At 59.2% G+C, this 11,294-nt stretch carries 10 protein-coding genes; 5 read left to right on the top strand and 5 right to left on the bottom strand.

The features are described 5' to 3' along the window. Nucleotides 1-16 precede the first annotated feature (16 nt). The 4 genes from ACZ5TH_RS05595 to ACZ5TH_RS05580 form a co-directional block, all read right to left on the bottom strand. Nucleotides 17-1,090, bottom strand: coding sequence for a hypothetical protein (locus ACZ5TH_RS05595; protein ID WP_464794901.1), 1,074 nt, complete (start codon nucleotides 1,088-1,090; stop codon nucleotides 17-19). A gap of 400 nt (nucleotides 1,091-1,490) precedes the next feature. Further along, the gene (locus ACZ5TH_RS05590; RefSeq protein WP_464794900.1) at nucleotides 1,491-1,682 is read right to left on the bottom strand and encodes a hypothetical protein; all 192 of its coding nucleotides are present in this window, start codon (nucleotides 1,680-1,682) and stop codon (nucleotides 1,491-1,493) included. Nucleotides 1,683-1,830: 148 nt separating this feature from the next. Beyond that, the gene (locus ACZ5TH_RS05585) at nucleotides 1,831-3,222 is read right to left on the bottom strand and encodes a sugar transferase (protein WP_464794899.1); all 1,392 of its coding nucleotides are present in this window, start codon (nucleotides 3,220-3,222) and stop codon (nucleotides 1,831-1,833) included. A 290-nt stretch (nucleotides 3,223-3,512) separates the two neighbouring features. Continuing rightward, nucleotides 3,513-3,743 (bottom strand): hypothetical protein, encoded by a 231-nt coding sequence (locus tag ACZ5TH_RS05580; protein ID WP_464794898.1) that lies wholly within the window; start codon nucleotides 3,741-3,743, stop codon nucleotides 3,513-3,515. Nucleotides 3,744-4,158: 415 nt separating this feature from the next. Between ACZ5TH_RS05580 and ACZ5TH_RS05575 the strand changes: the two genes are divergently transcribed. The 5 genes from ACZ5TH_RS05575 to ACZ5TH_RS05555 all read left to right on the top strand — a co-directional run bounded on the left by ACZ5TH_RS05575 (nucleotide 4,159) and on the right by ACZ5TH_RS05555 (nucleotide 9,268). Next, nucleotides 4,159-4,533 carry a response regulator transcription factor gene (locus ACZ5TH_RS05575; RefSeq protein WP_449473018.1) on the top strand — a complete coding sequence of 125 codons (375 nt, stop codon included), beginning with the start codon at nucleotides 4,159-4,161 and terminating at the stop codon, nucleotides 4,531-4,533. Beyond that, nucleotides 4,530-5,651, top strand: coding sequence for a YaiO family outer membrane beta-barrel protein (locus ACZ5TH_RS05570; protein WP_464794897.1), 1,122 nt, complete (start codon nucleotides 4,530-4,532; stop codon nucleotides 5,649-5,651). The genes ACZ5TH_RS05575 and ACZ5TH_RS05570 overlap by 4 nt, the downstream gene beginning before the upstream one ends. 2 nt (nucleotides 5,652-5,653) lie before the next feature. Next, nucleotides 5,654-6,625, top strand: coding sequence for a HEAT repeat domain-containing protein (locus ACZ5TH_RS05565; protein WP_464794896.1), 972 nt, complete (start codon nucleotides 5,654-5,656; stop codon nucleotides 6,623-6,625). 50 nt (nucleotides 6,626-6,675) lie between these two features. Then, the gene (locus ACZ5TH_RS05560) at nucleotides 6,676-8,064 is read left to right on the top strand and encodes a glycosyltransferase family 2 protein (RefSeq protein WP_464794895.1); all 1,389 of its coding nucleotides are present in this window, start codon (nucleotides 6,676-6,678) and stop codon (nucleotides 8,062-8,064) included. 166 nt (nucleotides 8,065-8,230) lie between these two features. Continuing rightward, nucleotides 8,231-9,268, top strand: a complete 1,038-nt coding sequence (locus ACZ5TH_RS05555) for a rod shape-determining protein (RefSeq protein WP_460985936.1) — start codon at nucleotides 8,231-8,233, stop codon at nucleotides 9,266-9,268. Nucleotides 9,269-9,515: 247 nt separating this feature from the next. Here ACZ5TH_RS05555 and ACZ5TH_RS05550 read toward each other — a convergent pair whose 3' ends face one another. Continuing rightward, nucleotides 9,516-11,267 (bottom strand): chloride channel protein, encoded by a 1,752-nt coding sequence (locus ACZ5TH_RS05550; RefSeq protein WP_464794894.1) that lies wholly within the window; start codon nucleotides 11,265-11,267, stop codon nucleotides 9,516-9,518. Nucleotides 11,268-11,294 lie beyond the last annotated feature (27 nt).

The raw sequence follows: 11,294 nt of genomic DNA, 5'->3' as shown, positions 1-11,294 counted from the left end.
TCCTTTATGTTCGAGGTCAAAATCGGATCGCCGTGCCCAGTGTCACCTGGGTCCCGCTATATTCGGCCACATCCGTATCGGTGCGCCGCTTGTAGCGTTGCGCATCGAGCGAGATGTCGACGCGATCCGACAATTTGCGTTTCAGCATTGCTCCGAACCGCTGGTTGCGGTCAGCGGTTATGGAAAATGGCCGCAAAGCCGCGTCCTGGCGGAACCTGCGCCGCTCCAGTTCGCCGTAGAGTCCGGCAGAGGTGAGTTCCGAAATGGCGAATTCGCCCTCCAGTCGATATCTGGTCCGGATGGCAAAACCACTGGCTATGAGGCTGTCGTTAACAATGCTGCGCTCTGTCGTCGCTGTGAGTTTGAGCCGGGGAACGATGCTGGTCGAAATACTCACATCCCAGCCTGGGCCATCATAATTGCCAACGGCTGCCGAATCGCTGCTCACATCCAGCCAGCGCACCTCGGCATCAAGTTGTGTGATCGGCGACACCTGACGTTTGAACCGCAGGCCATAACTGTTGGTTCGATTTTCGATGCCAAGCTTGTTCCGATCGCTGTTCACGCGCTCGTAAAAGGCGGTCAGCGTACCCAGGCTCGGCATGTTATAGCCGATCCCGGCAACAAATGTGTCGCTGGTCTGATCCGCATAATCGAAGGCGTTATCGTTGCGGGTCATGTCGCGACGGTAGGATGCCACTGGGAACAGGCCCGGACGCTCGCAACTCAGGTCTGCGCCAAAAGTGGTGAACCGCTGCAGATTTTCCGTCTGCTGATTGATGTCGCCATAATCGGCACGCTGTTGCCTGTAAGATGCAACTGGCGTGATGGAACAGGTCGCGCCAAAACGAATGACTGCCTTCGCTTCGGCGTCGAGGCGCAATTTGCTGCGCTGCCCTTCCGAAATAAACTGATCATAGCCGACCCGGCCTCTCAGCAGCAGGTCATGTCGTCCTATCGGCTTCCCATAAGTCAGTTCAGCCCAAGGCGTTACGATGATGTCGTCGGTGGGATTCTCCAGCCGATCATCCACACGATAAACATTGTCGTCATATAGAAGGTCGACGCCAGCCGTCGCATGGAGGCCCATCGTCTTGAGCCGTGAAGCGTCATCGACCGTAGCCGTCTGAGCGCTGACGGGACAGGGCAGAGCAGTGAGCGCAGCACAGCTTATGGCTGCGGCAACCACCCGCGTGACCGGAGAAAGATCATGGCTTGCAGGCGCGTTAAAGCGCCTCCAAAAATGTAGAGTGTAAGTGATAACCAAATGTGCAACCCTTTATTGCATTGCAGCAATAAGGGCATGCTAGGCGCCTTTGCGCGCAAAACGAACCTCTTAACATGCAGCTTGTCGCGACTATGCCACGCTTCGTTTCATCGTGAAAACGAGCGATCATCGGCGCTTTGTTGCGGTTGAGGGCTGTTAATCTGCCAGCAAGGTATCAAACCGGACGCTGTTCATCTGGCAGCAAGATTAAGCTGAGTCTTGGTCAGACCAAATACCAGATGATCGAACAGGTTGCAGCTGCGAAGGTGACGATCCCTGCCCAACGGGACAGAATTTCGACGCCGCGATCGGCGCGATCCGCGAAGGATGAGTACACCAGTTTGGGCGCACAATCCTTGTTGCTATCAAAGGAAGAATGTTGCGCAACGGCAACCGGCGCAAGATCGTCTGCCACGTGATTTGTCCGCCCTGTTCGAGATAGCAGACATATCCTATTTTACGCTTAACAAATAGTTCACGTAAGCGCCGATCGTCACTCATTCCGTCGCAAATTCAATGAGGTGGTGCAAAAATCCTACGTAGAGGGCGATACCGCCTGCCCTTCAGTAGGCGTTGCGATGAATCAGGACGTTGAATGTACCGATCAGGATAGCGATGTCGCGCATCAGGCTCCAGCCGTGGAGATATTCCAGGTCAGCCTCTACCCGATTTAGAATGTCTCGGCGCGTCTCGGTAGCGCCACGGAATCCGCGGATTTGAGCAAGACCCGTGATGCCCGGCTTTAGTGCGTGGCGATGCCAATATTGGCGGTCGACTTGCCAGAATAGCTGTTCTTCCGCTGTCGAGCCCAGAGCGTGAGGACGCGGTCCCACCAGGCTCATCTCGCCTAGCAGAACATTGATCAGTTGAGGCAGTTCATCGATGCTGGTTTTGCGGATGAACGCACCTACTCGAGTGATGCGATCATCATCCCGTCGTGTGGATGAGGCGCCAGCGGCATCACATTGTTCAACGCGCATGCTTCGGAACTTCAGAATGTGGAACAGTCGATTTCCGCGGCCGATACGTTCTTGTTTGAAGAAGATGGGGCCGGGTGAATCGAGCCGGATCGCGATCGCGATCGCAACCAGCAAAGGTGCCAGTGCGATCAGCAGCGGGACCGTGATGGCAATATCCAAAAGCCGCTTTTGCGCGCGGTTTGCGAGATTCAGAGGACCGCGCGCCACGACGAGAGTGGAAACGCCGCGATATGTTTGCACAGCCAAGGGCGCCATCGAATCCAGTTCCGGTACGATGATCTCGCCCAGGATATTGCCGCCCTTGAGCATTTGAGCCCAATCCGTCTTGCGATCGGCAGGACAGGATATGACCACTCGGTCGAAGTCGCGCAGCAAGGTGCCTAGTCTGTGCAACATATAAGGATCGTCTAGGTCTGCCTTGATGCCTGCACCTTCCGCATCGACAATCACCATGCCGCTGACATCTTCAGGAATCATGCCTCCATCGATGATCATCAGTTGTGCGAACAAATTGTCGCTGAAATGTCTCCGCACCATGCGAACGATGACCAGGCGCTGCATAACCAACAGAGTCGCACTGCAAAGAATGCCCGCCGAAATGCCCAGCCGCGAAAGATGACCGGTCGCCTTCAGCGAGAAAACCGTGAGCAGGAAGATCAGCAGCGTCCCAGCCAGCGCAAGCGATGCATTGCGCAAGCTGGGCGTTAATTGAGTCAGGCAGACGGGATTGAATGCCTGATTGTGGAAGGCGACGATCCCGTAGACGATCATGCCTCCGCCAAGTGGTTGCCATAGCCCCGAAAAGAGTAAGGGCACGCCAGCCGCGCGCAAGCCAAGACCAAAGCCAGTTGCGAGAGCGGCCATGTCCGCTGCCACGAGCAAGAGGCACAGCCAAAGCCTTACGTTCCGCTGAACGGCGGATGTTGTAGGCTGGCGACCGGGAAACCCCTCGATCGCCAGATCGATTTTCGACATCTGCAACCCTTTTCGTGTCCTGACGTCAACTACGCTTCATCCTGAAGGACGAATGTGTGCATCAGGCATCCGCTGCCTTGTGATTATGTTGCGGAGCAGCAGGACATAATTGCATCGGGCTGGCAATCATTGCTGGGACGCTCGGATGCTCTTTTCCGATGATCCGTTAGGATGGGAAGGTACGGCGCCCCACATCTGCGACGACCCGAAATTCAATGGCCGAAATGTGCAAGCGAAAATTTACCGCACTTACGAAGCGCTTATTCGAATCAGTCCGTCATTTTCGCGAATCAGGCAGCGAACCACCAGCCGAGAAGGACAAGAGTTCCAGCCAAGGCGATCGGTCCCGCCCAACGCGATAAAAACTGCACGCTCGCCTCGGCGCTTTCATGGGTGAACAGCCCCGCGCGATGATGAGGTTCTGCGGGGCGGCTCCGAACGGCCGTATCGTGACGCGGCCCCGACTGAAGTTCTGCCCCGTCGGAAGTCTCATCCTGAGGTTGAGGTGACAGGTCGATCATCTGCAATAGCCCCAATGCGATACGCCCCTCACAAATAGAACTTTTGATGTAAAAAAGAAGAGCTTTCTACTCGATTTGTAAATTTTGGTGAGCGAATTCCGCATCATTTTGGGGCGTGCGGCACATTAACTGAGCAGTTCGAGACTCGCTGTTAAATCATGGCGCGTCCGACATCCAATTTGTCGGATGCGTCGTCCACTTCGGGGGCACGGCAGACCTTGTCGCGCCGTTTCAATTTCTCGCCCCAGCGCCCAAATCAGCTTTCCACAAAGCATGGCAAGTCTGCCAAAACGTTTTTCCGCTACGGCGAATTGAACCAAAATGGTGGTTTAGCCATTGTTAAGAAAAGAAATTTTTCGCACTAGTCGCACGTAGCTGATACTTAAGGGATCGGCGAGAAAGAGGAACAGGTCAGGTGGCGCATATCCTGGTCGCAGACGATGACGATCTGCTGGGCGAACTGGTCCGGTTCAAGCTTGAAGCGGCAGGTCACGATGTGACAATCAGGCAAGATGGCGCATCTGCGCTGCGGGAAGCGCGAGGAGGGGAATACGACCTAATCGTGCTTGATGCCATGATGCCGGTAATGTCCGGTCCCGATGTACTCAGAGCTTTAGCAGAAGAGCGACCTGGGATGCCGGTTGTCATGCTTACCTCGCGGAAGGCGCAGGCCGACATATTGGCGGCGCTGACTTCGGGCGCTCGTGACTATTTAACGAAACCGTTCATCCCGGATGAACTTGTCGTGCGCGTAAACGCCATCCTGAAATCTGCGAGGCCTGTTCAATGAGCCTGCTCGCTCTGGCGATTGCAGCGGCAGCCGTCACGCAGGATGGCGCGATTGTTCCGCAGCGCATTGAGTTGATCGCACAAGCACGGGCAGCCTTGGCACGGCAAGACTTCGCCGCCGCAATTGGCACGCTGGAGCAGGCGGATGCCGCCAATCCAAATGACGCGGAAATCTTGCGCATGCTTGGCAGTGCCTATGCGTTTGACAAACGCTATCCGCAGGCGATCTCAGCGCTCCGTCGGGCAGAACTGCTGGCACCAGAAGATCTCGACATTCGTGCTGCGCTGGCGCGCGCTTATCTGTGGTCTGGTGACCGGGCAGCGGCAAAGCGGGAGCTTGTCGCCATGGAGCAGCGCTCTCCAGCAAACGCTGACGCTGTTGCCATCAGGCGTCAATTGGACGCTCGCGATGCTGTCAGTGCCGCGCCGACGTACTGGGGCTTGGCGGCCACGCAGAACGTTTCCCGCGTGTCCTTTGCCAATCGGCCCAGCCAAACCTGGTATGATACGAATGTCGCTCTTTTCGGCGCCATTGACTCCAATACGTCTGCAGCCTTGACCGTGGAAAGAGAAGACCGGCGATCATTTGCTGACACCCGCCTGGAAACCCGCATCGACCATCGGTTTGGCAACACGCTTCGGACCTTCCTCGCTTTAGCCGTGACGCCGAATGCGAATTTCCGGGAAAAATGGGGCGTGGCAGCCGGAGTGGAGGCGGACATTGCCTCATTTGCTACGGTGCTGGCTGATTTGCGGCATGCGGAATATCGCGATGCGTCGGTCACCGTCTTTCAACCCGGGGTTCGGCTTGCAGCGCAAAAGTTGGGACTGGCTGCCACCGTCCGGATGATCAACCTGTGGGATGAAGATGGCACCCACCGGTGGGGCGTGTCGGGCCGAATGGATCGCACCTTCTCGGGCGGGGCAACACTCTATGTCGGAGCAGCCACCTATCCCGATACGGAAGCAGGGATAACCCGGCAGGTTCATTCCCTGTTCGCGGGCGTGACGGTGCCGATCGCTGACAAGGTCTCACTTCGGGCAGGGGTCGACTATGACCGCCGTCGCGCTACCTACAGGCGAACAGGTGGGACGCTAGGTCTTCAGGTCAGGTTCTGATCGTGCCGGGCTTCCCCATCGCCGATCATGTTGCCCGGATCGCCATATTCATATCCGTCTACGGGGCGCTGGCGATGGCCGCCTGGCTGCTTTTCCTGGTGATGCGCCGTGATCGAAAGGAGCGCGCCAGTATCGCCAGGGCGGAATTGACCCGCGTCCTGACGAGGGAAATCATGGGGGCTGGCCAGAATATCGCCGCGTCGCCCGCTTTCCAGCTCGCCCGCCCTGCTGGAAGGCTGGCGGCGATCAGCCGGATTGTTCAACTACTCAGGGGTGAAGACCGAGAGCGGCTTGTTGCCTTGGTGGAGGAACAAGGGTTGCTCAAGCAGGCGTTGCTGGCGGCAAGGCGGTCCCGGCCGAGGCGGCAGATCGACGCCCTGCGACTACTCGGCAGCATAGGAGGAGGGCAGGCGATCGATATGCTCTACCTTGTGCTGCGGGAGGATCCGAAGCTCGACACCCGGTTGGAGGCCGCGTCGTTGCTTGCTCGGTTGGATGCCTTGCCTCCGCCGAATGAGTTGATTGACCACCTGGACCTGCGAAGCGCGCAAATCACGCCGCTGCATCGAACCTTGTTTAGGTTGATCGCTGCACGCCATCCGTCCGAACTATTCAGCTTGGCTCAGTCCGCCGATTTGCCGCCAGCGGTGCGGGCACTGGTGATTGACGCCCTTGGGTGGACGGAGGATTTCTCTGCGCTTCCACTATTGGAAGCTGCCGCCGCCGATACCCATGCGCCGGTCCGTCTGGCCGCATTGGATTCGGCGGCCAGATTGGGGCACCCCGGCAGCGCCAAATGGATATTGCCGCTTTTGAACGACCCCGTGCCTCCCGTCCGTGCCAGAGCTATCCGCGCCTGTCAGTTGATGAGGCTGAACAGCAGCCTGCCTGCTATCGCGGAACTGCGCAAAGATCCTTCGCCCTGGGTACGCCTTCGCGCGCAGCAGGCTCAACAGGTGCTGGGGACTGCCTGATGGGGGTGGGTTCTATATCCTCGACGTTGGAAAACATCGGGCTGAACGCCATGATTGCGATAGGCGTCCTGTGCTTTCTGGTCGTGACCGTCCGCAATCTCGTTTCGACCATCCAGTTGCTGCTTGCTGCGCGAGTCTTTGCCACGCGTGTCAGACCTGCTCAGCGATCCTATGACCTTTGGTCTCGCTATGCCGACCTTGCCCTCCCCGTGTCTGTGATCGCACCCTGCTTCAATGAAGAGTTGTCGATCGCAGACAGCGCGCGCGCCTTGCTGGCTCTGGAATATCCGGACCATGAAGTGATATTGGTCAATGATGGGTCCAACGACGCAACCTTGTCCGTCCTGATTCAGGAGTTCGATCTACGCCCGATTGAACGAGAACAATTGGCGGTACTCCAGAAAACTCGCATTTTGGGCATCTATGGTTCTGCGCGCTATCCGAACCTCATCCTAATCGACAAGGAAAATGGGCGGAAGGCGGATGCAGTAAACGCCGGATTGGGCTTTGCCGCCGCGCCGCTGGTTTGCGTCATCGATGCCGATTCCATTATTGAGCCTGATGGCTTGCTGCGCGCTGCCGAGCCTTTCATGACAGATGACGGTTCGTTGATGGCAGTAGGCGGAGCAATTCGCATCGCGAACGGATCAATTGTCGAAGGCGGGCATGTTCGTCAGATTCGACTGCCGCAGCGCTGGTTGCCGCGCTATCAGATATTGGAATATCTTCGAGCCTTTCTGACAGCCCGCATCGCCAATGCGCGGCTGGATATGCTGATGCTGATTTCCGGAGCCTTTGGCATATTCCGGCGGGCGCCGCTGGTGGAAATAGGTGGGTACCGGCACGACACGGTCGGTGAGGATCTGGAAGTCGTCACGCGTATCCATCGCCGGATGCGGGAGCAGAAGCGATCCTATCGCATTGCCTTCGTTCCTGAAGTAGTATGCTGGACCGATGCGCCCGAAAGCTGGCGAGGACTGCGTAACCAGCGCGCCCGGTGGGAGCAGGGCGCGCTGGAGACGATTGTCGAGCATCGGCATATGCTGTTCAACCCGCGATACGGCCGTATCGGTCTGATCGGAATGCCATTGATCGTGATAGAAGATGTGCTCGGACCGCCTTGCGAACTGTTCGGCTACCTTCTCATCCCTATCCTTTACTTTTTGGGGATCGGATCGGGCACGGTCGTGCTTGCCTTCTTCTCTTTGACGGTGCTGTTCGGAACCGCGCTCAGTCTTGGAACCCTGGCGCTTGAGGAAATGCAGCTCAGACGCACGCCGAGTGCCCGCGACCTTTTCATGATCGGCGTCGCTGCCGTTGTTGAAAATCTGGGATATCGCCAGGTGAATTTGGCCTTCCGGACTTACGGCATGTGGCGTTTCTACAGAAAGGACAATCGTTGGGCCGCCGCAGGGAGGGCGGGATTCTCCAGAGGATGAGCGTTGTTCCGGGCGAGGGCGGATTTTCGAATGCGCCAGTGCCACGGCTCAGCCTTTCGGTTGGACCCGGTTACCAGACGGGTCGTCGCAGCGCTCTTCTGCTCGCGTAGAGGCATCGGCAGGGCGAGATCAGCTTTTCCCTCCCGCAAAAGATTGCCTCGTTTCGATGAAATTGCCCCGGTTTTTCTCGTCCTCTGCTTTTGACATGGCCATCGACCTTGGCACCGTTAACACGGTTATCCATGTCCGCGACCGGGGGATCGTCCTCAATGAGCCGTCGGTCATTGCGATCGAGACCCGGCAGGGGTTCCGTCGCGTAAAGGTCGTGGGCAATGAAGCCAAGCTGATGATGGGGAAGACGCCCGCCAACATTCAGGCGATCCGGCCTCTGCGCGATGGCGTCATCGCGGACATCGATGTCGCCGAACAGATGATCAAGCATTTCATCGACAAGGCGCTGAACGGCAGCCGCTTTGGTCGGCGGCACGAGGTTGTCGTGTGCGTTCCGTCTGGGTCGACCATGGTGGAACGGCGCGCGCTACGCGACGCCGCCGCCAATGCCGGGGCCGCCCACGTCCAATTGATCGAGGAACCGATGGCGGCGGCGATCGGCGCGGGATTGCCGGTTACGGAACCGCGCGGCGCGATGGTGGTCGACATCGGCGGCGGAACAACGGAAGTCGCAGTCCTGTCGCTGCGCGGGATCGCCTACAGCAATTCGGCGCGGGTCGGCGGGGACCGGATGGACGATGCGATCGCATCGCATATCCGGCGCAACCACAACCTGCTGATCGGCGAAGCAACGTCCGAACGGGTGAAGTGTGAACTCGGCGCGGCGACGCTACCCGATGGCGAAGGACGGCGGATAGTGGTCAAGGGCCGCGATCTGGTAAATGGTCGCCCTGCCGAAATGACGATCAGCGAGGCGGAAATCGTGGACGCGCTCGCCGAACCTGTCGGACAGATCAAGATGGCGGTCAGGACGGCACTGGAAAAGACCGCGCCGGAACTGGCAGCCGACATCATCGAGGAAGGCATCACCCTCACAGGCGGCGGCGCGCTGCTGCGGCGACTGGACCAGGCGCTGATGGAGGAAACCGGCTTGCCAGTGAAGGTCGCGGAAATGCCGCTGATGTGCGTGGCAATGGGAGCGGGCAAGGCTCTGGAAGATCCCGCCTATCAGGGCGTTCTGGCCATTTCCTGATCGTCCGGGGAATCTAGGCACTGAGGCGCGGAGGATGGTGGCTCAGATGGCCCCGCCCAACAGGGTGGGCCATCGAGCAATATCGTTTCCGATGATGTCGTGCCCAGATCGTCACGATGGAGCGCAGTGTGCCCTCCTCGATGCCGATCATGTCCCAGCTTCCTTCCTTGGGTTTGGGTCAGCGGGCTTTGCGGGGCGCCATGACCGTATTGCTTGATCGTGTACCCTCGCTGACCGAACGGCTCGGTCACCCCCTCGTCCGGGCCACCTCCGCACCGCGATGGACGGAGCGGAGCTTGAGCAGGTCCTGCCGCGCCACAATGCCGATGACCCTGCTCGATGCGGGCTCAACGATCGGGATGCGGCCGATGCCTGCGTCGACCATCATGTCCGCGATGCGGCTGATCGGGTCACTCGGCGTGCCATAGGGCTGCGATGCATCGGACAAGACTTCCGCGAGCGTCGCTTGCACAGGCGCGCCGTCCACCTGCCAGCGCAGCGCATCAGAACGGGAAACAAGGCCTATGAGCCGCCCTTCCTTGTCCACCACCGGGTAACTGCGATGGACGGCCTGCCCCGCAAAGAAGGCAATGACCGCACCAATGGACATTGTCCCCCCCAACGTCTGCGGTTCTCGCGTCATCACTTGCCCTGCCTGAAGGAAGTCGAACGGATCAACGGTATATTCCTGAAGCACATGCCGCCCGCGCCGTGCGATCTTCTCGGTCAGTATCGAGCGCCGCATCAGCAGTACGCTCACCGCATAGGCTCCCACCGACGCCGCAATCGTCAGCGGCAGCATCGCGAAATCCCCAGTTAGCTCCGCCGCGAACAAAGCGGCGGTCAGCGGCGCGCGCATTGCCCCGCTCATCGTCCCGGCCATCCCGGCCATTGCCCACAGCGCGCTCCCGCCCGGCAGATATTGGCCCAGCAAAAAGCCCAACGCTCCGCCCAACATCAAGAGCGGCGCCAGCACGCCACCCGATGTGCCCGATCCTAGCGCGATCAGCCACACCGCCGCCTTAACCACCAGCAGCGCCAGCGCCACTCGCACCGCCAACGACCCGTCCAGCAGCCCCCTGATACTCTCATAGCCCGCGCCCAGCACGTGCGCATCCACCAGTCCACCGATACCGACGGCGAGCCCCCCGATCGCTGGCCACCACATCCAGTGGACGGGTAGACGCCCGAACATATCCTCGATCCGATAGAGCAGCGCAGACAGCAACGTCGCCTGCACCCCTGCGATTGCCCCCATGCCCAGTGCGATTCCGATCAGCGCTGGCGTCAGTTCCACCGCATGATGCACGGGAAAGAGCGGCCCGCTTTCGATCAGCACTGGCCGCCACAGCAGTGAGATCAGCACTGCAATAACCACTGGCACGAAGCTGCGCGGCTTCCACTCGAACAGCAGAACCTCAACGGCGAGCAGGATGGCGGCCATTGGCGTGCCGAAGATCGCTGTCATACCCGCCGCCGCGCCCGCGACCAGAAGAGTTTTGCGCTCCGCCGCGCTCAGATGAAAGAGTTGAGCGAATAGAGACCCGATCGCTCCGCCGGTCATGATAATCGGCCCCTCGGCGCCGAACGGGCCGCCGCTGCCGATGGAAATGGCAGAGGAGAGGGGCTTCAGCACCGCGACCTTGGGCGACAAGCGGCTTTCGCCATAGAGGATCGCCTCGATCGCTTCTGGAATGCCGTGCCCCCGAATCTTCTCCGACCCGTAACGCGCCATCACGCCCACGATCAGGCTGCCTATGACCGGAACCGCGATGACGCCGATCCCTAGCGTGTTGTCCGTGATCGCAGCAGGCGCGGCAGAGAGACGGCCAAACCAGAAGAGATTAGTCGCCACCGCAATCGCCCGAAGCAGCAGCCATGCGCCCAGCGCACCGCCCGTCCCCACGATCAGTGCGGCGGCGGCCAGCATAATCATGCGTAGGTTGGCGCTATGATCGGCGAGAAGGCTTTGCGATGGAGAGGAGGTCGATGATGTCATGCGGGGAGCAACTATATCGCACTGCGA

Source organism: Sphingobium sp. TomTYG73 (assembly GCF_055394245.1).
The sequence above is the reverse complement of the archived record's forward strand: the minus strand, read 5'-3'. Positions and strand labels throughout refer to the sequence as shown.

Excerpts from the sequence above, each read along its gene's own strand:
- ACZ5TH_RS05595 (WP_464794901.1), bottom strand. The coding sequence starts at position 1,090 with ATGGGCCTCCATGCGACGGCTGGCGTCGACCTTCTATATGACGACAAT.
- ACZ5TH_RS05570 (WP_464794897.1), top strand. The coding sequence starts at position 4,530 with ATGAGCCTGCTCGCTCTGGCGATTGCAGCGGCAGCCGTCACGCAGGAT.
- ACZ5TH_RS05585 (WP_464794899.1), bottom strand. The coding sequence starts at position 3,222 with ATGTCGAAAATCGATCTGGCGATCGAGGGGTTTCCCGGTCGCCAGCCT.
- ACZ5TH_RS05580 (WP_464794898.1), bottom strand. The coding sequence starts at position 3,743 with ATGATCGACCTGTCACCTCAACCTCAGGATGAGACTTCCGACGGGGCA.
- ACZ5TH_RS05550 (WP_464794894.1), bottom strand. The coding sequence starts at position 11,267 with ATGACATCATCGACCTCCTCTCCATCGCAAAGCCTTCTCGCCGATCAT.
- ACZ5TH_RS05560 (WP_464794895.1), top strand. The coding sequence starts at position 6,676 with ATGATTGCGATAGGCGTCCTGTGCTTTCTGGTCGTGACCGTCCGCAAT.
- ACZ5TH_RS05555 (WP_460985936.1), top strand. The coding sequence starts at position 8,231 with ATGAAATTGCCCCGGTTTTTCTCGTCCTCTGCTTTTGACATGGCCATC.